The sequence below is a fragment of the Pseudomonas sp. FG43 genome (assembly GCF_057809175.1).
This window is the reverse complement of the sequence record NZ_JBMDJL010000001.1, coordinates 45,841-72,230: the sequence shown is the minus strand read 5'-3', so window position 1 is coordinate 72,230 and position 26,390 is coordinate 45,841. Positions and strand designations below refer to the sequence as shown.

The 26,390-nt window shown below is 58.0% G+C and carries 25 protein-coding genes and 1 pseudogene; 11 read left to right on the top strand and 15 right to left on the bottom strand.

From position 1 onward, the window contains the following. Positions 1-130: 130 nt before the first annotated feature. Complete coding sequence (locus tag ACODS3_RS00320; RefSeq protein WP_489032778.1) at positions 131-868, top strand: hypothetical protein; 738 nt, start codon at positions 131-133, stop codon at positions 866-868. A gap of 65 nt (positions 869-933) precedes the next feature. Here the strand turns inward: ACODS3_RS00320 and ACODS3_RS00315 are convergent, their stop codons facing one another. The 3 genes from ACODS3_RS00315 to ACODS3_RS00305 are packed head-to-tail and all read right to left on the bottom strand — an operon-like array spanning position 934 to position 3,512. Continuing rightward, entirely contained in the window at positions 934-1,983 is a 1,050-nt protein-coding gene (locus ACODS3_RS00315; RefSeq protein ID WP_201020635.1) for an alkene reductase, read from the bottom strand. Positions 1,984-2,004: 21 nt separating this feature from the next. Beyond that, a complete protein-coding gene (locus ACODS3_RS00310) occupies positions 2,005-3,171 on the bottom strand; it encodes an MFS transporter (protein WP_201007200.1) in 1,167 nt (388 codons plus the stop codon). Between the two features lie 26 nt (positions 3,172-3,197). Beyond that, a complete protein-coding gene (locus ACODS3_RS00305) occupies positions 3,198-3,512 on the bottom strand; it encodes an ArsR/SmtB family transcription factor (protein WP_201020634.1) in 315 nt (104 codons plus the stop codon). A 156-nt stretch (positions 3,513-3,668) separates the two neighbouring features. Here ACODS3_RS00305 and ACODS3_RS00300 point away from each other — a divergent pair, with 156 nt between their 5' ends. Beyond that, the gene (locus tag ACODS3_RS00300; RefSeq protein WP_201020633.1) at positions 3,669-4,268 is read left to right on the top strand and encodes an acyl carrier protein phosphodiesterase; all 600 of its coding nucleotides are present in this window, start codon (positions 3,669-3,671) and stop codon (positions 4,266-4,268) included. On the opposite strand, the gene ACODS3_RS00295 is transcribed toward ACODS3_RS00300, so the two are convergent. After that, positions 4,226-5,017 (bottom strand): lysophospholipid acyltransferase family protein, encoded by a 792-nt coding sequence (locus tag ACODS3_RS00295; RefSeq protein ID WP_201020632.1) that lies wholly within the window; start codon positions 5,015-5,017, stop codon positions 4,226-4,228. The genes ACODS3_RS00300 and ACODS3_RS00295 overlap by 43 nt on opposite strands. After that, positions 5,017-5,772, bottom strand: coding sequence for an L-ornithine N(alpha)-acyltransferase (olsB, locus tag ACODS3_RS00290; RefSeq protein ID WP_201020631.1), 756 nt, complete (start codon positions 5,770-5,772; stop codon positions 5,017-5,019). Before olsB ends, ACODS3_RS00295 begins: the two co-directional genes overlap by 1 nt. A 355-nt stretch (positions 5,773-6,127) precedes the next feature. Between olsB and ACODS3_RS00285 the strand changes: the two genes are divergently transcribed. The 3 genes from ACODS3_RS00285 (at position 6,128) to ACODS3_RS00275 (ending at position 8,865) form a co-directional block, all read left to right on the top strand. Beyond that, a complete protein-coding gene (locus ACODS3_RS00285) occupies positions 6,128-7,234 on the top strand; it encodes a serine hydrolase domain-containing protein (protein ID WP_489032776.1) in 1,107 nt (368 codons plus the stop codon). Then, complete coding sequence (locus tag ACODS3_RS00280) at positions 7,231-7,569, top strand: amidase (protein ID WP_201007206.1); 339 nt, start codon at positions 7,231-7,233, stop codon at positions 7,567-7,569. The genes ACODS3_RS00285 and ACODS3_RS00280 overlap by 4 nt, the downstream gene beginning before the upstream one ends. 138 nt (positions 7,570-7,707) lie before the next feature. Next, positions 7,708-8,865 carry a phospholipase D-like domain-containing protein gene (locus ACODS3_RS00275; RefSeq protein WP_304575367.1) on the top strand — a complete coding sequence of 386 codons (1,158 nt, stop codon included), beginning with the start codon at positions 7,708-7,710 and terminating at the stop codon, positions 8,863-8,865. Between the two features lie 68 nt (positions 8,866-8,933). Here the strand turns inward: ACODS3_RS00275 and ACODS3_RS00270 are convergent, their stop codons facing one another. Continuing rightward, positions 8,934-9,269 (bottom strand): hypothetical protein, encoded by a 336-nt coding sequence (locus ACODS3_RS00270; protein WP_489032773.1) that lies wholly within the window; start codon positions 9,267-9,269, stop codon positions 8,934-8,936. 656 nt (positions 9,270-9,925) lie between these two features. On the opposite strand from ACODS3_RS00270, the pseudogene ACODS3_RS00265 reads away from it, so the two are divergent. The 3 genes and pseudogenes from ACODS3_RS00265 to ACODS3_RS00255 all read left to right on the top strand — a co-directional run. Further along, positions 9,926-10,072: pseudogene (locus ACODS3_RS00265) on the top strand (DUF4113 domain-containing protein); the annotation flags it as partial. Positions 10,073-10,747: 675 nt separating this feature from the next. Beyond that, entirely contained in the window at positions 10,748-10,972 is a 225-nt protein-coding gene (locus ACODS3_RS00260) for a hypothetical protein (RefSeq protein ID WP_304575369.1), read from the top strand. Positions 10,973-12,251: 1,279 nt separating this feature from the next. Continuing rightward, positions 12,252-12,482, top strand: coding sequence for a DUF6124 family protein (locus tag ACODS3_RS00255; RefSeq protein WP_304575370.1), 231 nt, complete (start codon positions 12,252-12,254; stop codon positions 12,480-12,482). A gap of 127 nt (positions 12,483-12,609) precedes the next feature. Here the strand turns inward: ACODS3_RS00255 and ACODS3_RS00250 are convergent, their stop codons facing one another. Further along, the gene (locus ACODS3_RS00250) at positions 12,610-14,133 is read right to left on the bottom strand and encodes a fumarate hydratase (RefSeq protein WP_201000249.1); all 1,524 of its coding nucleotides are present in this window, start codon (positions 14,131-14,133) and stop codon (positions 12,610-12,612) included. 186 nt (positions 14,134-14,319) lie between these two features. Between ACODS3_RS00250 and ACODS3_RS00245 the strand changes: the two genes are divergently transcribed. Then, complete coding sequence (locus tag ACODS3_RS00245; protein WP_489032771.1) at positions 14,320-15,270, top strand: iron-sulfur-binding ferredoxin reductase; 951 nt, start codon at positions 14,320-14,322, stop codon at positions 15,268-15,270. 4 nt (positions 15,271-15,274) lie between these two features. Here ACODS3_RS00245 and ACODS3_RS00240 read toward each other — a convergent pair whose 3' ends face one another. Then, positions 15,275-16,561, bottom strand: coding sequence for a hypothetical protein (locus ACODS3_RS00240; RefSeq protein WP_489032770.1), 1,287 nt, complete (start codon positions 16,559-16,561; stop codon positions 15,275-15,277). Between the two features lie 267 nt (positions 16,562-16,828). After that, positions 16,829-18,280, bottom strand: coding sequence for a pyruvate kinase (pyk, locus tag ACODS3_RS00235; protein WP_201017459.1), 1,452 nt, complete (start codon positions 18,278-18,280; stop codon positions 16,829-16,831). Positions 18,281-18,458: 178 nt separating this feature from the next. On the opposite strand from pyk, the gene ACODS3_RS00230 reads away from it, so the two are divergent. Both ACODS3_RS00230 and ACODS3_RS00225 read left to right on the top strand, forming a co-directional pair. Next, the gene (locus tag ACODS3_RS00230) at positions 18,459-18,833 is read left to right on the top strand and encodes a tetratricopeptide repeat protein (protein WP_201017458.1); all 375 of its coding nucleotides are present in this window, start codon (positions 18,459-18,461) and stop codon (positions 18,831-18,833) included. A 199-nt stretch (positions 18,834-19,032) separates the two neighbouring features. Further along, positions 19,033-19,392 (top strand): PilZ domain-containing protein, encoded by a 360-nt coding sequence (locus ACODS3_RS00225; protein ID WP_489032768.1) that lies wholly within the window; start codon positions 19,033-19,035, stop codon positions 19,390-19,392. 10 nt (positions 19,393-19,402) lie between these two features. Here ACODS3_RS00225 and ACODS3_RS00220 read toward each other — a convergent pair whose 3' ends face one another. Genes ACODS3_RS00220 through ACODS3_RS00195 form a run of 6 tightly spaced genes read right to left on the bottom strand, consistent with a single transcriptional unit; the run spans position 19,403 to position 26,299 of the window. Next, positions 19,403-20,746: a DUF58 domain-containing protein gene (locus ACODS3_RS00220; RefSeq protein ID WP_489032766.1), complete on the bottom strand. Its 1,344-nt coding sequence runs from the start codon at positions 20,744-20,746 to the stop codon at positions 19,403-19,405. Beyond that, the gene (locus ACODS3_RS00215) at positions 20,743-21,798 is read right to left on the bottom strand and encodes an AAA family ATPase (protein WP_201000242.1); all 1,056 of its coding nucleotides are present in this window, start codon (positions 21,796-21,798) and stop codon (positions 20,743-20,745) included. Before ACODS3_RS00215 ends, ACODS3_RS00220 begins: the two co-directional genes overlap by 4 nt. Continuing rightward, entirely contained in the window at positions 21,795-23,024 is a 1,230-nt protein-coding gene (locus tag ACODS3_RS00210) for a DUF4350 domain-containing protein (protein WP_489032764.1), read from the bottom strand. Before ACODS3_RS00210 ends, ACODS3_RS00215 begins: the two co-directional genes overlap by 4 nt. Then, entirely contained in the window at positions 23,021-24,610 is a 1,590-nt protein-coding gene (locus tag ACODS3_RS00205; protein WP_489032762.1) for a DUF4129 domain-containing protein, read from the bottom strand. The genes ACODS3_RS00210 and ACODS3_RS00205 overlap by 4 nt, the downstream gene beginning before the upstream one ends. Then, complete coding sequence (locus ACODS3_RS00200; RefSeq protein WP_489032760.1) at positions 24,597-25,577, bottom strand: stage II sporulation protein M; 981 nt, start codon at positions 25,575-25,577, stop codon at positions 24,597-24,599. Before ACODS3_RS00200 ends, ACODS3_RS00205 begins: the two co-directional genes overlap by 14 nt. Then, complete coding sequence (locus ACODS3_RS00195) at positions 25,574-26,299, bottom strand: RDD family protein (RefSeq protein WP_489032758.1); 726 nt, start codon at positions 26,297-26,299, stop codon at positions 25,574-25,576. Before ACODS3_RS00195 ends, ACODS3_RS00200 begins: the two co-directional genes overlap by 4 nt. Positions 26,300-26,390 lie beyond the last annotated feature (91 nt).

Genomic DNA, 26,390 nt, shown 5'->3' with positions numbered 1-26,390 from the left:
TGATTGATTTTTTTTTTTAATAAAGCCTGTTCCAGGCTGTTAAATAAAAGTTAACTCGATAAATAAATATACGAAATAGACAGGCGCAGGCATTACTGTGGAGGTGCGGTTTTAAACAGGAGTTTCAATAATGAATGGAATCAAGAATATGAAAGATGTAGAGAATGAAATGTTCAATGCTGTCGAGGACAGTGCCGAAAGTTATGGCGATGTGGCGGATGTACACGCGGATTCCGGCAAGTTTGCGGAGTTGCAACAAAGGCCGCCCGTGGGAGTAAAGCCACCCAAGTCGGTCATACCGCCAACCAAGCCACCCAAGTTTCCCGTCCGGCCGCAGCGGCCTCCAGTCAAGCCTGTGGCACCTCCCAGACCACCGGTCAAACCGGTACTTCCTCCAAAGCCGCCGGTCAAGCCGACACCTGCAAAGCCTGTCCCGCCAAAACCTGTATCCAGTGGCTCTGCACCCACTGTCGGCGCTTCAAGTCTGCCGCCTGTGCCTGCACGCCCATCGCGTCTGGAAACAACATTGAACGTGATCAATACGGCAACGGGCGTTCTGCAATTGGTCCATCCGCTCAATAGCGTATTCAACCCCAACGGGACCGTCACTTATCCCAATGGGAGTGTTGCCGATGCACAAGGGCAATCGGTCACCAGTCCTGACGGCACGGTGCAGAAAGTGGACGGTACTATCGTGCATGCCGATGGAACCACACAATATGCGGATGGTAGCTATCTGTATAAAGATGGCACCTGGTTACTGGCCGATGGTTCTGTGAAGTATCCCGATGGCCGCTGGAAGTTGGCCGATGGCACGATCACGGATGCAGACGGTAATGTGCAGGGCGTGGTTGAAAGTGCAAAGTAAGTAAAGTGTTTCGATGCAAGAAACCCTGGCTCTTTCGAGTCAGGGTCTTGTGATGCTTATTGCTGTTAAAGGCGCGGATAGTCGATATAACCGACCGGGCCTTTACCGTAGAAGGTTTCCGGATTGGCCGGGTTCAGCGGGGCATCCTTTTCCAGGCGTTCCACCAGATCCGGGTTGGCGATATAAGGCACGCCGAAGGCGACGGCATCGGCCTTGCCTTCTGCCAGCCACGCATTACTGCTGGCCTTGGTGAATCTTTCGTTGACGATGTACACGCCACCGAACGCTTTCTTCAGTTTTGGCCCAAGGCTGTCGCCTGCTTCCTTCTCACGTGCGCACAGGAACGCGATGCCACGCTTGCCCAGTTCGGTCGCCACATAGCCAAAGGTTTCGGCCAGGTTGGCATCACCCATGTCATGGGAGTCTGCGCGTGGTGCCAGATGCACACCGACACGGCCAGCGCCCCAGATTTCGATGATTGCGTCGGTCACTTCCAGCAGCAGACGGGCACGGTTCTCCAGAGAGCCACCGTACTGATCGTTGCGCTGATTGGTGCTGCTTTGCAGGAACTGATCGAGCAGGTAACCGTTGGCGGCATGGATCTCCACACCATCGAAACCGGCAGCCTTGGCGTTTTCTGCACCAATACGGTAGGCCTCGATCACATCACCGATTTCCGCCAGCTCCAGTGCGCGTGGTGTCACGAAGTCGGAGATCGGGCGCAGCAGGCTGACATGGCCCGCTGGCTTGATCGCACTCGGCGCAACAGGTGTTTCGCCGTTCAGATACGAAGGGTGGGAAATACGCCCTACGTGCCACAGTTGCAGGACGATACGGCCACCAGCACCATGAACTGCCTTGGTGATATTGCTCCAGCCACGAACCTGATCGTTGGACCAGATACCGGGTGTGTCCGGGTAGCCCACGCCCAGCGGCGTGACGGAAGTGGCTTCACTGATGATCAGGCCTGCCGAGGCGCGTTGTACGTAGTACTCGGCCATCATCGCATTCGGTACCCGGCCTTCGTCGGCACGGCAGCGCGTCAGTGGCGCCATGATGATGCGGTTAGGCAGTTGCAGATCGCCTACGGTGATCGGGTCAAAGATAGTTGTCATGCGTCGAACCCTCTTAAGTGATCAATTGGTAGCAGGAGCCAGATCGGGATTGGCGGTCTGGCGGAAAGTAATCAGGGTGACCAGCAGTGCGAGCACGGCCAGCACAGCGGCGGCCAGTGGCACGCTGGTCAGGCCCAGGCCATGGGCGATGACGCTGCCACCGACCCAGGCGCCCAGCGCATTGCCGACGTTGAAGGCACCGATATTCAGGGTTGAAACCAGATTCGGCGCGGCCTTGCCGAAGGTCACGACATTGATCTGCAGGGCAGGCACCGCAGCAAAGGAGGCAACCGCCCAGAGGAACAGCGTGATCTCGGTCGGGATCAGCGCCACGCTGGTCCAGCTCAGAGCGGTGGACACCACGGCCATGGCAATGAATACGCCGATCAAGGTGGTCGAGACGCGACGGTCGGCCATCTTGCCGCCAATGACGTTGCCCACGGTCAGGCCCAGGCCAATGAGCAGCAAGGTCCAGGTCACGCCTTTGGGCGAGACACCCGTGACATCACCCAGCAACGGTGCGACGTAGGTAAACAGAGTGAACATCGAGGCCGCGAACAGTGCGGTCATGCTCAATGACAACCAGATGCCGGCACCTTTGAGCGCTGCCAGTTCGGCGCGCATGTCGAGCTTTTCTTCATTGCGGTTGGTCGGCAGAAAGCGGATCAGGCCTATGAAAGCCACGATGCCGATAACGGTCACGGCCCAGAAGGTCGAACGCCAGCCGGCGTACTGGCCCAGCGCGGTGCCCAGCGGTACGCCCAGTACGTTGGCGAGAGTCAGGCCAGTGAACATCAAGGCCACGGCAGAGGCGCGGCGGTTGGCCGGGACCAGGCCAGCGGCAACCACCGAACCGATCCCGAAGAATGCGCCATGGCACAGGGCTGTCACGACACGGGCGAACATCAGCACGTTGTAGTCGCTGGCGACAGCGCAAAGCAGGTTGCCGATGATGAAAATTCCCATCAGCGTGACCAGTGCGGCCTTGCGCGGTAGCTTGGCCGTGGCCAGTGCCATGAACGGGGCACCAATGGCGACCCCGAGGGCATAACCGGTCACCAGCCAGCCGGCACCGGGGATCGAAACACCCAGGTCGGCGGCAACATTGGGCAGCAGGCCCATGATGACGAATTCGGTAGTGCCGATGGCAAAGGCGCTCAGGGCCAGAATAAGTAGAGGTAAGGGCACGTAGCTTCTCCTGTTGGGGACGGGCTTCAAGGCTGGTTGTCCAGTTCTTGCACCAGGGCTTTGACGAAGGCTGCGATGACTTCTTCATTACGTCTGAAGAAATGCCATTGGCCGACCTTTTTGCTGCTGATCAGGCCTGCGCGTTGCAGGGTGGCCAAGTGGGCAGAAACCGTGGATTGCGACAGGCCTGCACGCTGATCGATCTGACCGGCGCAGACGCCGTGTTCGATGGAGTACTCCTGAGTCGGGAAGCTGGCTCGTGGATCTTTTAGCCAGGTCAGGATCTCGCGGCGCAAGGGGTGCGCCAGGGCTTTTATTATTTCGTCGAGGTCGATGGTCATGTCGTTCTCACTAACGGTATATCGCGATGGAGCGAACCTTATATCTGTATTTCGCGATATACAAATATGGAATTGCGCTAAGCAAGGATCGAATCGGTATATCGGGTTATAACGATATATGGACCTGCCCCCTGAAAACGGCGTAGGCTTTGCTCCATGAATTACCTCGCGCACCTTCATCTTGGCGGCCAGCGGCCCGCCCAATTGCTCGGCAGCCTGTATGGCGACTTCGTCAAAGGGCCTTTGCCGGGGCGTTTTCCTGCGGAACTTGAAGCCTCGATCCGACTGCATCGCAGCATCGATTCATTCACCGACAACCACCCGCTGATCAAGGACGCGATGGCTCGTTTCCCGGCGCAGCGGCGGCGTTATGCGGGGATCATGCTGGATGTCTTTTTCGACCATTGCCTGGCACGGGACTGGCACCGCTATGCCGACGTTCCTCTGGAAGCCTTCACCCGCAAGGTGTACGGCGCATTGGCCGCCGAGCGCCAATTGCCCGAGCGGCTGGCACTGATTGCGCCTCGCATGGCGGCACAGGACTGGCTGGGCTCATACCGGGATTTCGAAGTGCTGGAACAAGTGCTGGGCGGGATTTCCAGGCGTCTGTCACGGCCTGAAGGGTTGGCGGGCGCCATGCAGGAATTGCAGGCGCTGTACCAACCCTTGAGTGCGGATTTCGACGAGTTCTATCCGCTGTTGCAGGACTTCGCTCAAGCAGCCCTGGCTGGGCGCGATACCACTTCGTTCGGCTGAACGGCCTCACCGAACAACGCCACCTGAACCGCCTGTTGTGCCTTGAAGGCCAGGGCTGCACGTTCCAGGCCGGCAGTGGGGATCGGCTCCAGCAGATGGATATGCACATCACCCTGATCGTTGGCGAACAGGCGACGCAAGTGTGACAGCAGATCGTCATCGCCAATGAACGGCGCAATCGGATCAGGCTTGCCGTTACGCGAGTAAGCAATCGCCACCGGCTGCAAGGCCACACCGGTTTCGATGGCGCTGGACAGCAGGCGACCGTGGAAGGTGCGCAGGGCGCGGCCATCGGTGGTGGTGCCTTCCGGGAAAATCACCAATGGCGTGCCGTGTTGCAGATGGCTGCCCATCTGCCGCTGGATCAGGCGGCTGTCGCCCGAGCCACGACGAATGAACAGGGTTCCCGCCTTGAGCGCCAGCCAGCCTGCAACCGGCCAGGTCCGTACCTCGGCCTTGGACAGAAACGACAGCGGAGCGAGCATGCCCAGCAGCGGAATATCCGTCCATGACACATGATTGCTGACCCACAGCATCGGCTGAGTCGGCAGCTTGCCGCTGACCGTCACCCGAAAGGGCAGGGCGTTGGTCAAGCGTGCCATGAACCAGCGAGTCCAGCGTTGTCGGCGCTCCATGGAGCTGCCGACTTTCAGACGCTCCATCACCGCAAAGGCTGCGGCAATCGTCAGCCCCACAGCAATCACCAGCAACACCCGTGCAACACGCGCATGGCTGCGCAGGCGGCTCATCACACGGCTGCCTTGAAGTGACGGGCATAGCGCGGGCACAACTCGTCGCGCTTGAGCAGGATGAACACATCGGCGACCTGGAAATCTTCATCCCAGCAAGGCTCGCCACAGATCTTCGCACCCAGGCGCATGTACGCCTTGAGCAGTGGTGGCATCTCGCAGATCACGTTACCGGGAATGTCGAGTGTCGGCAGCGGGTTCTTGGGTTCGGCCCGCAGGTTCTCGGTACACAGATAGCGTTCGCGCAAGCGCTGCATGATCGCGTGAGCCTGAATGCCGCCGTCCTGCATCGGAATACTGGCGCAGCCCATCAGGTAGCTGTAACCGCCTTCATTGAGGACTTCTGCCAGTTCGCTCCACAACACGGCGATGGTGCCACCGTTGCGGTAGGCCGGGTCAACGCAGGTGCGGCCCAGCTCCAGGATCGGGCCTTGCAGGTGCAGCAGGCCGTGCAGGCTGAATTCTTCTTCGCTGTAGAAACGGCCCAGAGAGCTTGCGGCCTTGTGATCGAGCAAACGGGTGGTGGCGACCAGGCGACCGGTGTTGAGGTCGCGAACACCGATATGCGAGCAGTGGACATCGTAGTCATCAATATCCAGACCCAGTTCAGCGCCTTTGAGACGGGCGTTGAATTCTTCGCTGAACACGCTGAAACGCAACGCCTGAGCTTCCTGCAGGGCGTGTGTACCGATCAGGCGCTCGGCCTGAAGACGACGGTCAGAAGTGTTGTCACGGATGCGGGCAATCTGGGTCATGCGAAGTCTCCATAAGCCAGCCATGCAAGTGCGGCCGGTTGACTGAATTGTCCAAGCGCTTGCTGTATGTGCAGGCTAGGGAGCCGTCGTGTCATGGAGGTGAAGCTTTGGTGATGGTTGTGTGACGGGTAATGCCGATCAGTTAAGGTCATAAACCACTTTGTGGGAGGCAGCTTGCTGGCGACTTCAGCGTACAGGCGCAGAATTTCCGCACTTCACAGGCCTTTTCGCCAGCAAGCTGCCTCCCACAAGTTTTGTGTATGCCTTAACTGATCAGCATTACTCCTACCGGGTTACCCGGTTCTGTCATGAATCCCTGCTAATGTTGGCCGGTTATCCTCCAGAGACTCTGGCCATGCCCCGCCGTTTTGTTCGCTTGTGCCTGTTGTGTTTGCTGAGCCTGAATATCTTCCCGGCCCTGGCCGAAGACTGGCCGAATGAGCAATGGAGCATTGAGCCAGCCAAGCCGACCAGTGCTCTCAAAGCATTGGAGGATTACGCTTTCCCGCCTCGCGACGATGTGGCCCGCACAGGGATTCGCAGCGATGCCCTGCTGGTGATTCGTGACGGTCGCATCGTCTATGAACGCTATGCCGGAGTTACCACCGCCCAGACGCCGCACCTGACCTGGTCGATCAGCAAAAGCGTGTTGGCCACTGTGCTGGGGGTAGCATTCGGGCAAGGGCGCTTCCAGTTGAATGATCCCGTCGCGAAGTTCTACAGCCCGCTCAAGACGCATCCAGACATTACCGTTCAAGACTTCCTGCACTGGGCATCGGGCCTCGACTGGCAGGAAGACTATGAATACGCGCCGCTCAATTCATCGGTCGTGGCGATGCTCTACACCCGAGGTCGTGACGACATGGCCCGCTTCACGGCTGAGCATGGTGTCGCCAGCACGCCCGGAGCCTCGTATCGATATTCCAGCGGCGACAGCAATGTTCTGTCCGCTGCCTTGAAAAACATGGTGGGTGAACAGGCTTACAAGGACTATCCATGGACCGCGCTGTTCGACCCGCTTGGCATTGGCAGCGCCACATGGGAAGCCGATGGCAGCGGCACTTTTGTCGGCTCTTCCTACACCTACATGACCGCCCGTGATCTGGCGCGTATAGGCCTGTTGATGCAGCGCGGCGGGCGTTGGCAGCAGAAACAGTTGCTGCCAAGCGCCTGGGTGGATTTTGTCCTGACGCCTTTTGCTGGCCAGAACGTGCAAGCGAACGCCGAGGTGCCGGGCGGACACTGGTGGCTCAATCGGACCCATGACGGTAGCAATGGCCCATGGCCGGATGCGCCACCCGATACCTTCGCGGCGCTTGGGCATTGGGGGCAGGCGCTGTATGTGATTCCCGCTGACAGGCTGGTGATCGTGCGCTATGCCGATGACCGCGATGGCAGCTACGATCACAACCGGATGCTCAAACTGTTGCGAGCGGCCTTCGGCAAGGAGGGCGGGCAATGAGCACACGCCGAATGTTTATCCTGCGTCGTCCTTTCAGCAGCCTGCTCTTGCTGGTGCTCTTCATGATCGCGGTACTGGCCTGGCAATACCGTGTTGCCTTGCAGGCGTTCCCCACCATCATCAGTGCCTACACGGCCAAGGAATATTGTTCGTGTCGTTATGTGATGAACAACCCTGCCGATTACTGCCGCAGTTACGTCAAGCAATACATTCCTGCAACCTTTACGGACGACACCCTCAACAAATCGGTCAGTGCCAGCGGGTTGGGACGCAGCAGCGTTGCGACGTGGCAGGGCGCACGTCAGGGCTGTCGTTTATTGCCTGAGGAGCCTTGATGGACGAACGGAGTCGTTTGCCAGCGGTCTGACAGCCGGATAAGGTTGTCCTCGAATGTGCATACGGAGTTTTCATGCCCACGCTGCTGGCCCGCGCCACTCTCGCTATCGCTGTTTTGATCTTCACGGCACGCTGACGTGGCGGGAGCGATCTTTCCATGGCGCCCGGACAATCACTTTCAACTGCTGATTGATGGCCCGACATTTTTCCCGCGCATGATCGCCGCCATCGACCGCGCCGAGCAGCAGGTCGATCTGGAGCTGTATCTGGTCGAAGCAGGCGCCTGTGCGGACGCCATCGTTCGAGCGTTGGCCGAAGCCGCACGACGCGGTGTGATCGTGCGCTGCCTGTTTGACGACTTCGGCTCTCAGGCTTTCAGCACTGGATTACGCAGGCAACTGACCGACGCCGGAGTGATCCTGCGTTTCTACAACCCCATTCGCTGGCGACGGGGTATCCGCAATTTTTACCGCGATCATCGCAAGGTGCTGGTGGTGGACAAGGCATTGGCGGTAGTGGGCGGTACGGGTGTCACGGATGAGTTCTGGGAGCCGAGTCATCCGGTCAGCCAGTGGCATGAAGTGATGGTGGAAATCACCGGCCCGCTGGTGATCGACTGGCAGGCGCTGTTTGATCGCCAGTTCCACGCCAACCTGCGTCGCACGGCATGGCGGCCCATGGAAGACTTTGGCCTCAGGCATCTGCCCAGAGCCCCTGAGTCCGGGCAAGGCCTTGGGCGCGTCGCCTATGCAGATGCGCGTCAGCATCGCGATATCGTGCAGTCTCTGGTTCGTACGCTGAACAGTGGCCAGAAACGTATCTGGCTGGCGACGCCGTATTTCCTGCCCACCTGGAAAGTTCGCCGTTCACTGCGCAAGGCGGCTTTGCGGGGCATTGATGTTCGCTTGCTGCTTACCGGCCCGCGCACCGATCACCCCTCGGTGCGTTACGCCGGGCATCGCTATTACCCGCGTCTGCTCAGGGCCGGGGTGAAAATCTTCGAGTACCGACCGCGCTTCCTGCACCTGAAAATGGTGCTGATCGATGACTGGGTCAGCATTGGCTCCTGCAATTTCGATCACTGGAACCTGCGCTTCAACCTGGAAGCGAACCTTGAAGCCATCGACCCTGCCTTGACCCGTGATGTGGTTGCCAGCTTCGACAAGGATTTCGCCCAGAGCACCGAAATCACTCTGGACGCCTGGAAGGCCCGACCTTTGTGGCGCAGGGTCAAGCAGCGGCTTTGGGGCTGGATTGACCGGTTGGTGGTCAATCTGCTGGATCGGCGCAACTGAGCGATGATGTTGTGCAAACTCATTCGCAAACAGGCCATAAGCTCAAGTCATTAAAGGGCGACTATTTCTCATAGGGATAAACGTCGACGCTCAACCCGCACAGGGGCCTTGGTGATGGCGAGATTCAAGGCCGGGATGCGGGATGATGGTTCATCAAGCACGGTAAGGCTGGCCATCGGACCATTGAATTGTTGATTGATAACCGAAACCGCCAGAGAAATGGAATCGGCGTTTTTCAACATTATCCGGGTGCGCTGCAACGGGTCTTCGCTGAAGGCTGTGCTGTCAAGATTTGCTGCGTCAGGTCCATCCCATATCAGGTTTGCGTAACGTCTCTGAAGCCTTTGTACTTGAGCGAGAATTTCGACTTTTCCCAGCTTCCACCGCTTGCGCAGCAATTGCACCAGGAGTGTTGAAGGCGTTGTAATGGATAGCACTGACCAGCGTCTGCGGTTGTGTGGTACCGGCTAGCGTCAACTCGATGGCTTTCAATTGACCTGCCACAGTCTGTTTGAAGGATTGCGTATTTTCCATGGCATCGGTCTGCCGAAGTGTTTCGCCCGCAGTATTGAACGCCGACTGCGTTTCTTAGCGGTCGCTTTCCAGAAGAGCATTCGCTCGACTTCATCCAGCGGTCAATCCGGTGTTTCCAGACCCAGCAGAAAATGCCGGGCCTCAGTCAGTGCCGAGCCGAGCAAACGGTACTCCGGCAGATGGCGAGTCCCTGCCGTATCGTCATGGCGAATGAGCTGGTTGCACTGTTTGTGCTCGAAACCATCCGCCCCGCCGTAACCAAGCCGCTCGGTTACTTATCTGTCTTCGGTGATCGCCAACGGGCGCACTATAGAATCGTTCTATGCCGGCTCTTTCAAACTCATCTTTGAGAGCGTTCCACTTTCCAGTGTATCCAGATGCTCCCATTTTTCAGGCTGTATATGGTTTTCACTTTGCTGTATTTCGTATGTCAGCTCCGCGAATTCCGTAGCATTTCTTATGACACCGCCGGCCACCGGAGTTTGCCCCAAGTACAGCCCGCAACCTCAGACAAGGTGATGGGAGCCTGGGCCAGATCAACGGGTGCTGGGGGAGAGGGACGTAACGTGCTGCGAGTGTTCCAACTGCTCCAGATAGGGGGATGCGTCGAGAACTGTTGTGTCAGAGCTTCACAACGAATATAAACCAACTGTGGAAAATGAAATTTGAGTGATGAAATGAGGGTTGGAGATCGTTCCGAAACAAGACAAAACCTACAGGGGCGACTACAAATAACATCACTCGCAATGCATCCTGAGATCATAAAGGGCAGAGGGCCTAGGGAGGACGGACCCTCTGCTTACTACATCCAGCCCAGAGACTTAAGGGCTTTACCTGCAGGGAGTGCGACTAACACCGCTTTCAATCCTTCGGAGCACGGCTTCGTCAGTAACACCAAGTAAAGCCCCAGCATCTTTGGGCTGAATATTGAAAATGGAGTCCTATTTTTAGCTCAAAGCGAAGTATAGCCAGATCCAGTCCTGCCCATATTTATAGATAAGATTAGGCATTAGTTCACTTATGCCATTACGGACCTTACACCTAAGGAAATCATCAGCTAACACTTGAAGCTATAACCACCAGCTTTCTCCTGTGTGAGTAAAAATTGAATACGACTCTTGCTTTCCTTTCGAGTCAACCTCTTGTCGATAGCGTGCGTGCGTTTCTGACGGACGGTTGTGCCCGAGCTGGATAAATGCTCTGATTTGGGGGCGGACTGACCAGTGACCGGATAATCTTCACTTTAAACTTGAAGTGACTGCTAAGACGAACTTCAATTTAAAGACTGATTTAATCAGGATGCAGCTAAGAGGAAATTCTGCTGCTGAAGGTTATCAAGGATGCCATTATGCAAAATAGTTCTGAAAAGGTTTACTGCAATTCACTTGTAGCCGTTTTTCATGCAGCATTTCAACTCGGCTTCGACCCTTATGCGCTTGCAGTTCAAGCAAAATTTAACGTGGCGATCTACTTGGATATGTCGCCGCTGATGTTGGCTGAAGGGCCAGAACGGATAATTGATGAATCATTGATTGTCGCAAGGCTTATTAATAAAAATTGGCCGCATCAATAAGAGCCCCCGGGGACTTACCACCAATAGAAGGCAGGGAGGAGCGATGATGGCTTGGAAAGGTAGCGCGAATGAAGGTAGGTTATGCTGCCTTGGCTATGAGTCGCTCGATGTATTCATTATCGACAGGCTAGGTTTTTTCTCATTTGAATGTAGGCAGTGTGGTAGAAGGATAGCGAGTTCTGAGGTTGTGTTACGCGCGCAAGCCTGTGTGGATTTACAGCGCGCTCCAATCTGTAAGTTCGGTTTTTGCATCTTTTAGACTGATGAAAGGCAGTACGAACTTTTAAACTAATTACCTACTAAAAGCTTTATTGGGTCGTGGGGTTGTAGGGGGAATTAATGATAGGTAAAAGTCGGAATTTCTCCATTCATGAGCTTTTGGTGGCACTTTTGCGAGACCAAAATATTCACCAAGGATATTATGGATTGACTGTGCAGTTTGAGGCTCACGGGGCTGCTTTGTCACTCTCAGGCCGCTCTGAAAGCAAACTGCCTGGCCTGACGATAGCAGTATCTGGTATAACGCTGATCTCAGTTGCAAGTAATGAATTAGGTGGCGTTGATGCATCAGTAGTTAATCCGGTTAGATCTGAAGTCCGAGTTAGGAAGCCAAGAGATAGCAAAAAGCTGCAATAGCGCGCAAGGGGGTTGATTAAATCGCAATACTGTTAAGTTTGTTATAGGGTTGTTGCTTGTAATTTAGTAGCCATGATTACGAACCTCAATGCATTTTCAGTAATGTTCTGCAGGGTTTTGTAAATTTCAAGTGCCTCATCAGCTGTTTCAGCAGGCGCTGGTGGCACTGACAAGGCTGTGGCTAGCACGATCGCCTAAACCCGCTCATCATCACTTGCGCTACGGTGCTGTTATTTTGTAACGCCCCATACGCATTGGTCCCCGCAAAGGTGGCCGGAATCTCAAGGCTGACGCGATAGCTCAACTCGCCCAGCTTTGCCCTAAATGGCAGGATATCTCTCTTTCCCTTGAAGGAAGTTTCCGAGAAAATCCCAACCTATTGCGCCTTGTTATTCGGGTCTCTAGGCTGCCACGGTCGCTGCAAAATCAGCGATCAGATTTGGTAGACCTGTGTGATTAGTGCGCAATGCGTCCCTCTTTTGCGAGGAGTATTTTTACGGCCTGCGTTTATTGTGGCCGTGCGCTTGGCGTCTTTGGACGCACCGGCTTGCCTGGTCACCGGTCTACCAACCTGCGTGCGGCCGCTACCCTTCGTTTGGTAGCGATAGTGGCAGTTCCTTATTAATGATCAGGAGTTACACAAGTGCTCGATAAAGTCATACCAGACCCACCCACAGCCCTGTTTATCGTCAACGAATCCGTCAATCAGGAAGAAGCGCTCAATTATGCTTCCGACCTGTTGCGCTGCATCATCACCACAGCCTACGAGTCGGGCGACAGCGCTCAGGGTACAGGCCGCGATCTGGCCTTTTCGGTGCTGCATCTGGCGGAAATGGCCAAGGCCATGGTGGATCGTTCGATAGCCTGTTTGTAGATACCGTCCCTTCGCGAATGAATTCGCTCCTACCGGACCGTGTAGAAGCGAATTCATTCGCGAAAGAGCAAGAACACAAAAAGAAAACCCGGCATTGCGCCGGGTTTCTTGAGTACGCCAACCAGACTTACTGCACTTCCACCGCCAGGCTGTCGCTGATCTTTTTCTGCCAGATCTGCGGGCCGGTGATGTGTACGGATTCGCCTTTGCTGTCGACGGCGACCGTGACTGGCATGTCCTTGACCTCGAACTCGTAGATCGCTTCCATGCCCAGTTCGGCAAAGGCCAGGACCTTGGATTTCTTGATCGCCTGAGCCACGAGGTAAGCAGCGCCACCGACGGCCATCAGGTACACAGCCTTGCTGTCCTTGATCGCGTCGATAGCGGTCGGGCCGCGCTCGGATTTGCCGATCATGCCCAGCAGGCCGGTCTGTTCAAGGATCTGGCGGGTGAACTTGTCCATCCGCGTGGCCGTTGTCGGGCCAGCCGGGCCAACCACTTCTTCGCGTACCGGATCGACCGGGCCGACGTAGTAGATGAAACGGCCCTTGAGGTCTACCGGCAGGGTTTCGCCCTTGTTCAGCATCTCGACCATGCGCTTGTGCGCTGCGTCGCGACCGGTGAGCATCTTGCCGTTGAGCAGAACGGTTTCGCCCGGCTGCCAGCTCTGTACTTCTTCCGGCGTCAGGGTGTCGAGGTTGACGCGGCGGGCCGACGGGCCTGCTTCCCAGACGATTTCCGGGTAAGCGTCCAGTGGCGGCGCTTCCAGGGAAGCCGGGCCGGAGCCGTCCAGAACGAAGTGCGCGTGACGGGTGGCGGCGCAGTTGGGGATCATGCACACCGGCAGCGAAGCGGCGTGGGTCGGGTAGTCCATGATCTTGACGTCAAGCACGGTGGTCAGACCGCCAAGGCCCTGAGCGCCGATGCCCAGTTGGTTGACCTTCTCGAACAGCTCAAGACGCATTTCTTCGATACGGTTTTGCGGGCCACGGGCCTTCAGCTCGTGAATGTCGATGGACTCCATCAACACTTCCTTGGCCATGACCGCCGCCTTCTCGGCAGTGCCGCCGATACCGATGCCCAGCATGCCCGGTGGGCACCAGCCAGCGCCCATGGTCGGAACGGTTTTCAGTACCCAGTCGACGATGGAGTCGGACGGGTTGAGCATCGCCATCTTCGATTTGTTTTCCGAGCCGCCGCCTTTGGCCGCGACGTCCACTTCGACGGTGTTACCCGGCACGATGGAGTAGTGGATGACCGCCGGAGTGTTGTCCTTGGTGTTTTTACGAGCGCCAGCCGGGTCGGCCAGGATCGAAGCGCGCAGGACGTTTTCAGGCAGGTTGTAGGCGCGACGCACGCCCTCGTTGATCATGTCGTCCAGGCCCATGGTGGCGCCATCCCAGCGTACGTCCATGCCGACACGCACGAACACGGTGACGATACCGGTGTCCTGGCAGATCGGACGATGGCCGGTTGCACACATGCGCGAGTTGATCAGGATCTGAGCCATGGAATCGCGGGCAGCAGGGGACTCTTCACGCAGATAGGCCTCATGCATGGCCTGGATGAAATCAACGGGGTGGTAATAGGAAATGAATTGCAGTGCGTCTGCAACGCTCTGAATCAGGTCGTCTTGCTTGATCACGGTCATGCGGCGCGCTCCTCTGTAAGGACGGGAACATTCAATTACGCTATCGGCAGACATCTGGCACAGCGGCACGAGCCAGAGTTGTCAGGGTAGCCGTAGCGGGCGCAAAAAGGCGCTGCAGTATAACCCGCCCAATCGACCAACCTGTACAATCGCGCATATTTTCTGCGCAGGGCCTGGAACTTTCCGATGCCTGAGATACATGTCGGCGACCGGCACTGGCCGGTGGCTGCGGCCAGTAATCTGCTCGATGCCCTTAATCAGGCGGGTATTGCCGTACCTTACAGTTGTCGGGCGGGCAGTTGCCATGCGTGTCTGGTGCGCTGCGTACAGGGCGAACCTGCGGATGACAAACCCGATGCGCTGGCTGCGGACAAGCGTCAGCAGGGTTGGCGTCTGGCGTGCCAGTGCCGTGTGGTTGAAGATCTGACGGTGGAGGTCTTCGACCCGGTTCGCGACGGTTTGCCTGCCAGAGTGTCGGGCTGCGACTGGCTGAGCCCGACGGTGCTGCGTTTGCGTCTGGAGCCGGAGCGCCCGCTGCGTTACCGCGCCGGTCAGCATCAGGTGCTGTGGACGAGCAGCGGGGTTGCGCGTCCTTATTCACTGGCCAGCCTGCCCGGTGAAGACGCTTTTCTGGAGTTTCATCTCGATTGCCGCCGTCCCGGAGCGTTCTGCGATGTGGCGCGTACCTTGAGCCCCGGCGATATGCTGCGTCTGGGGGAGTTGCGCGGCGGTGCCTTGCACTATGACCCCGACTGGCAGGAGCGCCCGCTTCTGCTGTTGGCCGCCGGCACCGGGCTTGGGCCACTGTGGGGTGTGTTGCGTGAAGCGTTGCGTCAGGAACATCAGGGGGCTATTCATCTGCTGCATCTGGCCCATGAGCCTGGCGAGCACTATCTGGCTGACGAGTTACGACGTGTGGCCGAGGTGTATCCGCAATTGCAGGTCCGCCTGTTTACCCCCGATGAGTTGCGTGCCGCTCTGGGCGAGTTGCGTTTGATCTGCCGCCAGGCCGTGGCGCTGGTCTGCGGCAGCCCGGTCAGTGTCGAGACATTTGCCAAAGCCCTGTACATGGCGGGAGTGCCACGTAATCGGCTACTGGCTGATACTTTTGCTGGCCGGGGTGCTACAGGCGGATAAAGCGTTATCCCAATACCCTGAAGACAAAGCCCTTCAGCAATCCGCTGGTCGGGATAGATGCACCGGCCACCAGAATGTTGCCGTCGTTCTGCACGGCAACACCATAATTAAGGGTATGCCCAACTGCTACCGATATCCTGACCCAGCCTTGGGGGGCACCGAACTGAGTGTCCCAGACACCCCGGTTATCAATACGCCCGATGATTGCCGCCGACTCGGTTCCCAAGGTGCCGCCGCACAGGACATTCAGGCCGGAACGGCTGTCCAGAGCGGTATTGTTCCATTGGCAGCCTTGAGTGCCGATTTCGGTAAACAGCGCTTGGCCACCATTGAACTCGGGGTCCAGTGAGCCGTCTTTATCCAGGCCCAGTGCCAGAGACTTGAGAGGGTATACGACCGTGCTTCCGATCCCCAGAATATTGCCGTTGGACTCTCTGAGCACATCCAGAAACTGAGCTTGCTGGCCATCTGTGCTTTCTGGCGGAGCGATGAAGATGCCGTTTTCCCCAAAGCTGCTGTCCAGCGACCCATCGGTGTTATAGCGAACTACCATCGGACGGGCTTCAGTGATTGGGGTATACCGATAAGTCCCGGCGATGATGACCTTGCCGTTTTCCACATACAGAGGCTCCAGCCTGGTCAATACGTCTGGAAAACTCAGGGTCGCATAGCCAGTGCCATTGAACGATGTGTCCAGCGAGCCGTCCGGATTCAGCCGGAACGTGACAGCGATATGAGCGAACGTGTCGCTGACGACGATCTTTCCATCCGCCTGAAGTAGAGCGCCGATCGAGGTGGAGGAGTTCTGCAGGGCTTCTGGGTCGCGCGCAAAACGAGTGGATTCCGTCGCGGACTTTTCAAGTGGCAGGTCCAGGATGACAGAACCTTGCTCACCGAAACTGGTATCAAGGCTGCCATCGGGATTCAGGCGAGTCAGTGCCCGGTAATCAGTGTTCTCGCCGATGTAAACCTTCCCGACCAGAACCAGCTTATTGTCTGAGGTGACAAGGGTTGCGGCGACGGCCGATTCGAGTCCCGGACCGAATCGGCCGAGCACGATTCCGGCATTGCCAAAGCTCTGGTCAGGCGTGCCGTCGGGGTTCAGGCGTGCCAGTGCATAGTCATTTTGGCCGCGATACCCGGATACCAGCAGTTTTCCGTCTGGAGCAATATTGACCCCGAGCACTGAGGCATCGATCGTTTCCGGTCCGAAACTCAAGAGCAGGATGCCGTTTTCGCCAAAGTCGGGGTCAAGGTCGCCAGCAGCCAGCGTTGATTTTTTTGTATTCATGGGCTTATTCCTTCAAGTCTGCAACGTTCATCCTGAACGTTTTATGTAAGTGACTTCCGTGCTCCAGGCACCAGAAGAACCTCACAGTGTCATGAGGCAAAAGAGTGAACAACTTTCAGAAATGACAGGTCATGGGCTGTTGTCATGGCACCATCGCCCCGTATGTATTTGTCGCCAATCCATCGTCGCGAGCAAGCTGTCATGCCATAACGCGAAAACCCCCGGCTCGCGAGAGACCGGGGGTTTTCGTTTACGGCGTCTGGCGTTTTAAACCAGGGGATCGCCAACGTGCAGGATTTTCATGCCGTTGGTGCCACCGATGGTGTGGTAGCTGTCGCCCTTGGTCAGGATGACCCAGTCGCCTTGCTCGACCAGACCGCGCTTGAGCAGTTCGTCTACCGCAGCCTGGCTGACTTGACCTGGCGGCAGGGCTGCCGGGTCGAACGGCACGGTGTAGACGCCACGGAACATGGCGGCACGCGCCTGGGTTTCGCGGTGCGGGGAGAACGCATAGATCGGCACCGAAGAACGGATACGCGACATGATCAGCGGGGTGTAGCCACTTTCGGTCAGGGCGATGATCGCCTTGACGCCCGGGAAGTGGTTGGCGGTGTACATGGCGGCCAGCGCGATGCTTTCGTCACAGCGAGTGAACGAGTGACCGATGCGGTGGCTGGAGGTCTTGCCTGTCGGGTGCTTTTCAGCGCCCAGGCAGATGCGAGCCATGGCCTGTACAGCTTCGATCGGATAGGAACCGGCGGCACTTTCAGCCGAGAGCATCACGGCGTCGGTGTAGTCGAGCACGGCGTTGGCCACGTCGGACACTTCGGCGCGGGTCGGCATCGGGCTGGAGATCATCGACTCCATCATTTGCGTGGCAACGATCACCGCCTTGTTGTGGCGACGTGCGTGCAGGATGATGCGTTTCTGTACGCCGACCAGTTCGGCGTCACCGATTTCAACGCCCAGATCACCACGGGCAACCATGACGGCATCGCTGGCGCGGATAAGCTCGTCGAGCACTTCATCGTTTGCAACGGCTTCGGCGCGCTCGATCTTGGCGACCAGCCAGGCAGTGCCGCCGGCTTCGTCACGCAGCTTGCGAGCGTATTCCATGTCCGCGGCATCGCGCGGGAAGGAAACGGCCAGGTAGTCCAGCTCCATTTCTGCAGCCAGCTTGATGTCCTGTTTGTCTTTTTCGGTCAGCGCGGGTGCTGTCAGGCCACCACCGCGGCGGTTGATGCCTTTGTGGTCCGAGAGCGGGCCACCGATCAACACGGTGCAATGCAGTTCTTCAGCCGTTTGTGTATCGACGCGCATGACCACGCGACCGTCGTCGAGCAGCAGCTCGTCGCCCACGCCGCAGTCCTTGACCAGGTCGGGGTAATCGATGCCCACGATTTCCTGATTGCCATCGGTCAGTGGATGAGCGGTGGAGAAGGTGAACTTGTCTCCGACCTTAAGCTCTATTCGTTTGTTGGCGAACTTGGCGATACGAATTTTCGGGCCTTGCAGGTCACCCAGCAGTGCGACGAAGCGCCCGTGTCTGGCGGCGATTTCACGGATCAGCCTGGCGCGAGCCTTGTGCTCATCCGGGGTGCCGTGGGAGAAGTTCAGGCGAGCAACGTCCAGACCCGAGAGAATGAGTTGTTCGATGACTTCAGGCGAATTACTGGCAGGGCCAAGTGTGGCGACGATTTTGGTGCGGCGAACGGTCATGCACAAACTCCTTAATTGAAGCGCAGCGAGAGGCTACTCCTGTCCGGGGCTTTAGTCATTGTTCCTTTGCACTACCTCTTCGGAAATCGGCAGGGCAATCGGCTGATGATCGGTGTTGAATCGGCCCTGAAGAAATGGGGCCGGGGGCCGATATCAAGGCACAGAACAGGAGACTCTCATGCGCATTTTAACGATTCTTGTATTACTGGTTGCTGTCAGCGGATGTACCCGTTGGGCGATGAACGCCAACTTGAATGAGGCCTATCAGGCTTATGATCGTGGTGATTGCGACAGTGTGATGCTGTCTCTGTCGAAGGTCGAGCGTCAGAGCCGTGATCGCCCGTACGTCCTGCCGGAAGTGTCGATGCTGCGTGGGCAATGCCTTGAAAGGCAAAAGCTGTATATAGATGCGGTGCAGACCTATCAATTTCTGATTGCCAGGTATCCTTCCAGTGAATATGCGTACCGTGCCCGCGCACGCCTCGATACCTTGTCGCAACTGGGCCATAACCTCGGTGGACAACCTGCGAAGCCCCTTCCTGCGTCAAAATGATTACACCCGATTGGGGGAAAAGTAGCGTTTTTGGGTGGATGTTAAAAAAATCTCGGCTAGGCTCTGTGTCAAGGGAATGAAATGTACAGAGCTAAACCTGTTTCAAGGGCTTTCCATGCGGCATGAGTAGGTCGTAACCGCAGGGAATTTGAATTGTTCGCGTGCAGGATCACGCCCAATAGTTCAGAAGGCGGCTGAGATGCAAAGGAATCGAAGGATTGAACGTCACCAATTGCAAGATTATCTTCACGTCTCAAATCGCTACACGGGCAGGTTGATGGGGTGTCTGGGCAATGTCTCTGAAGAGGGATTGATGCTCATCAGTGACTTGCCATTACTGGTCGGCGCAGTATTTGATTTGCGCATGAAGATGCCCGTTAACGAGAGCGGGCAAAGGATGGTAGATGTAAATGCCACCTGCCTGTGGTGCAACGAAGATGAAACACCTGGAAACTACAATTCGGGCTTTTTATTGAACACGGTGCCTGAGGGCTATCGTGATCTTACCGATGCTCTGCGTCATTACTTCTGCTTCTACCTTGTGGAAGCTTCAGCCTGACGCAGGCGATTTACAGGGTTCCTGCTTTCTTCCAGCTCAAGTAACGAGTGACCAGTTGTGCGCCCAGTTCTGCTGGGCGTACATCCATGACCGGGATTTCCTGGGCTGCCAGGCGTTCATGAAGCCCGGCTCTCGCATTGAGAAAATCGATGGTCCCGCAATAAGCCAGCGCCTGATCGTAGGTTTGTACCGACGATTGACGCAGGCTGTCGAGAACCTCTTCACGCAGACTGGCGACCAGTACGCGGTGATGGCGGCTGAGCTGTTTAACGGCTGCCTGCAGCTCTTCATCGTCTTCATCGCGCAGGTTGGTCACCAGTACCACCAGTGCCCGGCGTTTCTGCCGCGCCAGCACCTGGCGTACCGCAGCGCTGTAGTCCGCTGCATGCTGAGTACTTTGCAGGTCATAAACCTTGTTGAGCAACAGGTTCAACTGGCTCTGCCCTTTGACCGGGGCCAGATAGCGCTGCTGTTCGCCGGCAAAGGTCATCAGCCCCACGGCATCTCCCTGGCGCAATGCAACGTAACTGAGCAAGAGGCAGGCATTGAGGCTGTGATCGAAGTGCGACAGGTCGCCATCCTGACTGCGCATACGTCGGCCGCAGTCGAGCATGAGGATGATTTGCTGGTCGCGCTCGTCCTGATATTCACGGGCAATGGGCGTGCGTTGCCGGGCAGTGGCTTTCCAGTCGATCTGCCGCAGGCTGTCACCTTCGCGGAATTCACGCAATTGATTGAATTCCAGCCCGAGACCCCGGCGTTGACGCTGGTGTACGCCGATCTGACTGAGCCAGTTATCCACAGCCAGCAATTGCCCGCCATACAGTCGGGCGAAATCCGGGTAGACGCGGGTGCTGCCGGGCAGCGGCAGATAGCGACGTGCAGACCACAGGCGCAACGGGCTGGGCAGGCTGACTTCGCAGTGCCCGAAGACGAAATGCCCTCGGCTCAAGGGGCGCAGACGATACCCCAGCCGGCCTTGTTCGCCGCTGGCCAGGGTGATCGATTGCGGCATGTTTTCAAATTCAAGACCGTTGGGAATGTGATCGAACACTTGCAAGGTCAAGGCACTCGGGTAGACGTGCTCAAGATCCAGCCGCACTTCGCTCCAGCGTCCCAGTGCCAGGCTGCCCGGCAAGTGGCGCTGCACGCCGGGTGACGGTTGGCGTGCGACCTTGATGAGGTCGAACAGGCTTGCCCCGGTCAGCCCGAGCAACGCTCCCCAGAACAGGGTTGTGACCTGGTGGGGTAGCTCGACGCCCAAAGCCTTGAGGGTTCCGAGCAGCAAGGCAATGCCCGCCAGCCCGCCAAGCCAGCGCAACAGTACGACAGAAGGCCTGAATGCCTGCTTCATAGGCGCGGTGCCGGAACCTGATCGAGTACTTGCTTGAGTACCTGATCCACCGAAAGACCTTCGATATCCAGCTCTGCCGATAGCCGCACGCGATGGCGCAATACGGCCAGGGCGCAGCCTTTGATGTCGTCCGGTATGACGAACTCACCGCCGCGTAACAGTGCGCGTGCCCGTCCGCCACGGGCCAGAGCGATGGACGCCCGTGGCCCGGCACCGAGGCTCAGGCCTGGCCAGGTGCGTGTGCTGCGCGCCAGTCGCACGGCATAGTCCAGAACCTGTTCGTCCATGGGCAGTTCGCTGGCGATGCGTTGCAATGCCTGAACCTCACGGGCTTGCAGGATCACCCGCAGGGGTTGCACATCAAGCATGTCGGCGCGGGTCGAGCGGGTGACTTGTCGAACCATGGCCAGTTCTTCCTGAGCGTCGGGATAATCCATGCGCAACTTGAGCATGAAGCGATCCAGTTCAGCCTCTGGCAACGGATAAGTGCCTTCCTGTTCGATGGGGTTTTGCGTCGCCAGCACCATGAAGGGCTGGGCAATGGGCAACGCTCGGCCCTCAAGGGTGACTTGCCGTTCCTGCATGGCTTCAAGCAGCGCGGCCTGAGTCTTGGCCGGTGCGCGGTTGATCTCGTCGGCCAGCAGCAGATTGGTGAACAGAGGCCCCTTGCGCAGTTTGAACTGCTCGGTCTGCATGTCGTACACCGCATGGCCGGTGACATCGCTGGGCATCAGGTCGGGAGTGAACTGGATGCGGGCGAACTCACCGCCGAAGCAGCGAGCCAGGGCGCGGACCAACAGGGTCTTGCCCAGCCCCGGCACACCTTCAAGCAACACATGGCCGCCGCCGATCAGGGCGGTCAGGACATCGTCGATCACTGCATTCTGGCCGATCAGTGCTTTTTGCAGCTCATTGCGCAGCGCCTGTGCCAGATGGCTGGCGCGTTGACGTTGCTGCGCCTGATTGCTCGGCGCCTGTTCGGCAGTACCCTGGGCTTCGGTAGGCGTGAGGTCGTCGGGAGTGTGAGGCTGGTCGGTCGTTTGATCGCTCATAGGGCATTCCTGAGGGTTTGCAGGTGGGCAACCTGACGGGTGAATTCGGCACTGGACATCCGCTGGCTGGGTCTTGGCCGCAGGGCGTCGCTGATGGCGCTGGTGGGTTGGCGAGTCAGGCGGGCCAGAACCTGCCACTGATCGGTTACCCCCAATCGTTCAAAACCGGGATGGCGCAGGCGGGCGCGCCGCAGGATATCCATTTGCAGGCTCTTGAGCAGAACCTGCTGACCACTGCGTCGGCGCACAAAGTCGGCACTGGCGCGCAGATGCTCAGCCAGTTGTCGCCTGCCTCTGGCGGCGGGCGCTTGCAAGGGGCCTTCACGCAGGCCGACATGCCAGAGCGTCAGGGCGATCAGTAGCGCGAGTGTCACCAGCGCCAGCGGGAAGTTGCGCAGCAATAGCCCCGGCAGGCTGTCATGCTCGGTTTCCAGAAGCATGGTCACCGCGCTGTCCTGGGTGAGATACCACAACAGCCAGGCGTTGTCGTATTTGGCGATGGCGCGGTTTTTCCACAGATCCGAGTCCGTGAGGACAGTGATCAGCCCCTTGCCGTAGATCATTTGCAGCATGTGCGTGGCATCGGCGCTGTTGGCCCAGGACTGGGCGTGATCCTGCGGATCTTCCAGATGGAAGGCCGGGCTGAAACTCATGTAGGCCGGTTCTTTTTCGTTTTCCAGATACAGGCGAGTCAGTTCCGGCCAGCGCATGGCAGGTGCAGCAGGGCGCGGGGCAATCATGGGAACGGGCAGTCTGGGGCGTGCCTCGTTTTCCAGCCGTTCCTGTTCGCGGTCCTGTCGCTTGATATCTCTTGTGAGGTATTGGCGAACCTGAACCCTGTCCAGCAACAGGTCACCGCTCCGTCCCTTTTTTTCGTCCCATAGCTGCTCGGCGACAAACAGCAGATGGCCACCCGATCTGGCCCAGTCCAGCAGCCGTTCGACCTGAGCAGGCGTCATGTTTTCGCGACTGTCGAGCAGCAAGAGCGTTTGTGCCTGCTGACTGACATCGGGAAGAGCGAGCAGGGTGCGGGTCGTGTCTACTGACGTCGAGCGTTGTCGAAGGAAGTGTTCGGCAGCCAGGTACGGGTTGGCCGCCACTTCCGGTGAAGGCCCTTGATCGATGATTTCTTCGTAGGGCTCGAGGTTCTTGTAGGCATAGACACCGCTCAGTACCAGCGCCACGAGCACCAGCAAGCCGATGAGGATCTGCTTGCGCCGAGTCATCGCTGTACTCCGGCATCGAACAGTCGGCGCCAGCCGTCACAGAGTTCCTGTTGCAGATGAGCGGGTGGCAGGCGATGGCCGTAGGCGAGGTTTTGCCAATGGGTGGTCAGGTTGCGGCTGAACTCGCTCAGCAGTGGCTGGTTCAGTTTCGTGACCTGCTCCAGCACCTGGCCTTCGGTGTCGGCGTTCTTGAGGGGAAGTTGATAGTCACTCAACAAGCGGCTGAGCAAGCCGCGATACAACAGGCTCAAGGCTTCTCGCGGCTGGGTGGCCCAGAGTCGCTGGGCGTGGCTGGCAATGTCGTCAGGCAGGCTTTGGGCCGTTACCGACAGGCCGAACAGTTGCTCGGGCCTGTTGCGCAAGGTTTTGCGCTTGCCATTGCCTCGGTCAACAAAGGTCTTGAACCACTCGCGATAACGCCAGACCAGCCAGCCGATCAAGGCGATGGCGGCCCCCCAAAGCAAGACCTCCAGTACGTTGGCGATCACATTTGCCGACCTCAACAAGCCGTTCAGCCATTTGATCAGGGCGCCTTCACTGCCGGGCTTGGCCTTGGACGCGGGCTCTTCGTGTTCCGGGAAGCGCCAGCCGCTTACGGTCTTGGGATTCTTGAACGGTGGTTGTTGCAGCAGGGCCTTGATGTCCTTTTTCGCGTCTTCGCTGGTCAAGGCCTGATGCGTCAGGCGTGGTGTATCGGGCGCAGCGGGTTGCGGGTCATTGATGACTGGATCCTGTTCCGGCAGCGGGCAGCTATAGCTTTGGGGTTCGTCTGCCAGGCTCGACGTGGGCAAGGCGGACAGGGCCAAGCCTGTGGCTATCAGCAGGACAGAAGCGCTGCCGATCAACCGTTGGCGCAGGCGCCTGAATATCAGTTCGATATCCCAGGCTTCCAGTGTGGTGCGGCGATTGAGGTACAGGGTAAAACCGCAGGCAACGTAGATCGGCCCCCAGAACACCAGCACCAAGGCATAAAGCGCATTGCTCAGGTGTTCAAGCCAGTTCCAGCTTCCGTCCGTATTCAGCATGCTGTACCAGCGCCAGTCGAGTTCGATCTGCTGGGGAATGAAGGCATAGAACAGCAGGATCAGGCCGAACCACAGCGCAAATTCCAGATGGCTGCCGACGATGGTCAGGCAGCGGGCGGCGCGCATGTTTTTTTGTTGGAGCAGTGCGATGCGCTGGCTTCGTTCGATGCCTGAAAGGTTTTCCAGTTGTTGCACCGGCAGCAGGAAACTGCGACTCAGGCTCAGACGTCTTGTGGTCAGGCTGGGGAGCAACTGGTTCTTGAGTGTCGCAGGCCAGGCCTTTAGCGCCTGTTTGAGTGTCGGCGCAGGGCCGAACAAGGCCTGGGAGAGAATCAGCAGGGACAAGCGCTCAAAGACGGGTTTTAACCACCAGATCAGGATGAAGACCAGCGAGGGATAATCCCACAGCAATACGCTGAGCAGTGTGAAGATCGGCAGTGTGACGATGGCCCAACTGCTCATCAGCAGGGCACGGTGTTCGCGGGCCAGCAGTACGCCGAGATCGATGGCTTCCCAGGCATTGCGCGGACGTATCGTGACGCTGGCGTCAGTCAGGCGCATGGGCTGTCCGTCCTGCCAGAGCCAGATAGGCAATCACCAATGCCCAGAGAGCGGCGCCCACCAGATATTTGATGAGAGGGGCGGGCCAGGTCATCGATGACCAGTAGGCTTCTATAAAGGCCGCAATAAACAGGAACAGAATGACGCCGCCGATCAGTTGCACACTGGTTCGTGCCGCCAGACGCAAGGCTTCGGCGCGGGTCAGGCGGCCCGGAGCCAGCAAGGCCCAGCCCAGTTTCAGGCCTGCCGCGCCGGCCAGGGCAATTGCCGTCAGCTCAAAGGCACCGTGCCCCACCACGAATGACCAGAATGTCTGGCCAAAGCCGATCTGTGTCAGGTGGCCGGCAACGGCACCGATCATCAGGCCGTTGAACAGCAGGAAGAACAGGCTGCCCAGGCCAAAGAGCAATCCGCTGGCGTAGGTCTGAAACGCGATGCCGATGTTATTCATGATGTAGTAGCCGAACATCATCCAGTCATCGCTGGATTCTCGCTCCAGCGCCTGGCCTATGCGTTTCGCGGCGGGGTCGTACATGCTTTCCATGTCGCTGACCTGTGCCGGGCTGAGGATGCTGTAGACCAGATCCGGAAAGAAATACACCAGCAGGCCCATGCCGATCAGGCTGGCGAAAAACAACAGGCTGGCGACCAGTACGAAGCGCCATTGCGCCCGAACCAGACGCGGGAAGCCTGCGAGGATGAAACTCAGGAACTGCGCACCGATGCTGCTGCGATGGCGGTAGAGCTGTTGGTGGCCGCGCATGGCCAGTTGTTGCAACGGGTCGATCAAGTGGCTGCTGTAGCCGCGTTCCCTCGCCAATGCCAGTTGATGGCAGATACGCCGGTAATCGCTGGCGAAGGTTTCGCCGGTTTCGGGATCGCTCTTGCTACGCTCAAGTGCATCCAGGCGCTCACTGAAACGTTGCCATTGGGGTTGGTGACGGGCTTCGAACAGGCTCTGTTTCATGTTGGCCCCAACAGGCCGCGGGCCAGGCCATTGATGTGCGCGACTGCCTTGCCGGGAGGAATGTGCAAGGGTTCTGCCAGAATGGCTGCCAGCTCTTCAGTGCGGGCAGCGGAGAGTTCGCCCTGGCGTTCCGCCAGATCCATGACGGCACGTTGTTCGTCCAGAGTCAGCGTGAACGGCGCAACAACCGGCTCGGCTTGCGGCAGAACGGGGCGCTGGGCCGGTACATCGCGATAGATCACGCAGGTTCCGGCCGCCAGATCGCCCAGACGCTTGAACATGGGATGGCTCAGGCAACTGATGGTCCCGATGCAGTAACCGAAAGGCAGCATGTCGACGACGCGCAGCAGGTTGCGGATCAGCGACGATGCCCAGCCGATGGGCGTGCCATCGTCCTGTACCACGCGCAGGCCCATGATGCGTTTGCCCGGCGTGCTGCCTTGATTCAATACTTCAAACAGCACCATGTACCACCAGGTCACCAGAAACGTGGCGATGGAACCCAGGCCTGTGCCGAGTTTGTCGAACAGCCGGAAGAACATGATGAGTGCGCCGATGATCAGCACTCGGATGCCGAGATCGATCCCGAAGGCCAGTGCGCGCGGCAGCAGACCGGCTGGACGGATGACCAGATCGATGCCTTCCGGGGTCTCGATCCCTATTCGGGTATCCAGTGGCGCGGGCGGCGCTGCATTCCTTGGCGAGGCTGGAGGCGATGACATTGTCGGGAGCAGGGCACCTGAAAGCGATTTGTGATGCTATCGAGCAAGGCTGTGGTGCGCAACAAGGCATTCCGGGCTTTGTGGGGCAATA

What these genes read in the sequence shown, in the direction of transcription:
- ACODS3_RS00320 (WP_489032778.1), top strand. Translation starts at nt 131, where the DNA reads ATGAATGGAATCAAGAATATGAAAGATGTAGAGAATGAAATGTTCAAT.
- ACODS3_RS00315 (WP_201020635.1), bottom strand. Translation starts at nt 1,983, where the DNA reads ATGACAACTATCTTTGACCCGATCACCGTAGGCGATCTGCAACTGCCT.
- ACODS3_RS00305 (WP_201020634.1), bottom strand. Translation starts at nt 3,512, where the DNA reads ATGACCATCGACCTCGACGAAATAATAAAAGCCCTGGCGCACCCCTTG.
- ACODS3_RS00300 (WP_201020633.1), top strand. Translation starts at nt 3,669, where the DNA reads ATGAATTACCTCGCGCACCTTCATCTTGGCGGCCAGCGGCCCGCCCAA.
- ACODS3_RS00295 (WP_201020632.1), bottom strand. Translation starts at nt 5,017, where the DNA reads ATGAGCCGCCTGCGCAGCCATGCGCGTGTTGCACGGGTGTTGCTGGTG.
- olsB (WP_201020631.1), bottom strand. Translation starts at nt 5,772, where the DNA reads ATGACCCAGATTGCCCGCATCCGTGACAACACTTCTGACCGTCGTCTT.
- ACODS3_RS00285 (WP_489032776.1), top strand. Translation starts at nt 6,128, where the DNA reads ATGCCCCGCCGTTTTGTTCGCTTGTGCCTGTTGTGTTTGCTGAGCCTG.
- ACODS3_RS00280 (WP_201007206.1), top strand. Translation starts at nt 7,231, where the DNA reads ATGAGCACACGCCGAATGTTTATCCTGCGTCGTCCTTTCAGCAGCCTG.
- ACODS3_RS00260 (WP_304575369.1), top strand. Translation starts at nt 10,748, where the DNA reads ATGCAAAATAGTTCTGAAAAGGTTTACTGCAATTCACTTGTAGCCGTT.
- ACODS3_RS00250 (WP_201000249.1), bottom strand. Translation starts at nt 14,133, where the DNA reads ATGACCGTGATCAAGCAAGACGACCTGATTCAGAGCGTTGCAGACGCA.
- ACODS3_RS00245 (WP_489032771.1), top strand. Translation starts at nt 14,320, where the DNA reads ATGCCTGAGATACATGTCGGCGACCGGCACTGGCCGGTGGCTGCGGCC.
- ACODS3_RS00240 (WP_489032770.1), bottom strand. Translation starts at nt 16,561, where the DNA reads ATGAATACAAAAAAATCAACGCTGGCTGCTGGCGACCTTGACCCCGAC.
- pyk (WP_201017459.1), bottom strand. Translation starts at nt 18,280, where the DNA reads ATGACCGTTCGCCGCACCAAAATCGTCGCCACACTTGGCCCTGCCAGT.
- ACODS3_RS00230 (WP_201017458.1), top strand. Translation starts at nt 18,459, where the DNA reads ATGCGCATTTTAACGATTCTTGTATTACTGGTTGCTGTCAGCGGATGT.
- ACODS3_RS00225 (WP_489032768.1), top strand. Translation starts at nt 19,033, where the DNA reads ATGCAAAGGAATCGAAGGATTGAACGTCACCAATTGCAAGATTATCTT.
- ACODS3_RS00220 (WP_489032766.1), bottom strand. Translation starts at nt 20,746, where the DNA reads ATGAAGCAGGCATTCAGGCCTTCTGTCGTACTGTTGCGCTGGCTTGGC.
- ACODS3_RS00215 (WP_201000242.1), bottom strand. Translation starts at nt 21,798, where the DNA reads ATGAGCGATCAAACGACCGACCAGCCTCACACTCCCGACGACCTCACG.
- ACODS3_RS00210 (WP_489032764.1), bottom strand. Translation starts at nt 23,024, where the DNA reads ATGACTCGGCGCAAGCAGATCCTCATCGGCTTGCTGGTGCTCGTGGCG.
- ACODS3_RS00205 (WP_489032762.1), bottom strand. Translation starts at nt 24,610, where the DNA reads ATGCGCCTGACTGACGCCAGCGTCACGATACGTCCGCGCAATGCCTGG.
- ACODS3_RS00200 (WP_489032760.1), bottom strand. Translation starts at nt 25,577, where the DNA reads ATGAAACAGAGCCTGTTCGAAGCCCGTCACCAACCCCAATGGCAACGT.
- ACODS3_RS00195 (WP_489032758.1), bottom strand. Translation starts at nt 26,299, where the DNA reads ATGTCATCGCCTCCAGCCTCGCCAAGGAATGCAGCGCCGCCCGCGCCA.